Below are 1,239 nucleotides of genomic sequence, written 5' to 3' on the forward strand. Positions count from 1 at the left end.
GCCGTGGGAGGTGTGGTCCACCGGGGCCGCGACCACCTCCTCGCGCTGGACGGCCCAGCCGGCCTGGACCGCGAAGAAGGCCACCTCCTGGGAAACCCGGGGCAACGCCTCCTGCGGCACGCAGCCCGACGGCTGGATCAACGCCGACGTCACCACGATGGTGCAGGAGTGGGCCTCGGCCAAGGCCGCCAAGTCCCACATGGGCCTGCGCGCCACCGACGAGGCCGTCACGGGGCAGTGGAAGCGGGTCAACTCCGCCAACGCCGCCTCCAACGTTCCCAAGCTCGTCGTCACCTACAACTACCGGCCGCGCACCGGCACCAAGCAGGAGGCCGGCCCGCCGTTCTTCTCCTACAACGGCACCTACGTCGTCAACACGCTCACGCCCACGCTGCGCGACACCTTCCTCGACCCCAACGGCGACAAGGTCAACGGCACCTTCCAGATCTTCGACAACGCCACCAACACCCAGGTCGGCAACGTCATCGTCTCTCCCTGGGTGAACTCCGGCCAGGTCGCCTCCGTGACCGTCCCCGCCGGCGTGCTGGCCAACGGAAAGACCTACAAGTTCCGCACCAGCCCGTATGACGGCACGCACTACAACCTGGGCTGGTCGGCGTGGAAGACCTTCACGGTCGACACCACCAACCCCTCCGCGCCGGCGAGCATCGCCTCGACCGACTACCCGGCGAACACGTGGGTCAAGGGCGCGGGCCAGGCCGGCACGTTCACCGTCACGCCGAACGGCACCGACCACAACTGGCTCGAATGGTCACTCGACGGCGCGACCTGGACCAAGGCCGCCACCGGCGGCTCCACCGCCGCCAAGGCCCTCTCCGTCGCCCCGCCCCGGGACGGCACCCACACCCTCCAGGTCCGCCAGGTCGACAAGGCCGACAACAAGTCCGAACCGGTCTCCTACACCTTCCACGCCGGCCCCGGCGGCTTCGTCCAGCCCAGCGAGGGCGAACGCACCGCACGCCGCCTGCCCCTGGTCGCCGAGGCCGACGCGGGTAAGTACGACCAGGTCTCCTTCTCCTGGCGCCGCTCCGAGGCCGACCCCTGGCAGCAGATCCCGGCCGGACAGGTCACCTCCGGCGGTACCCCGCTGACCGCCTGGCCCGTCCCGATGACCGGCGGCAGGAACGCGCCGCTGGTCTGGAACGCGACCGACACCGTCAACCCCGACGGCACCGTCCAGATCAAGGCCGACTTCACCGGTGCGAACAGCGCCACCGG

Annotated in this window: 1 protein-coding gene; it reads left to right on the forward strand. The window is 70.2% G+C overall.

From position 1 onward, the window contains the following. The coding region (locus ACZ6AQ_RS28805) for a DNRLRE domain-containing protein (RefSeq protein ID WP_468763695.1) at positions 1 to 1,239 on the forward strand (1,239 nt) is incomplete at both ends.

The organism is Streptomyces sp. NPDC041191 (assembly GCF_055591945.1).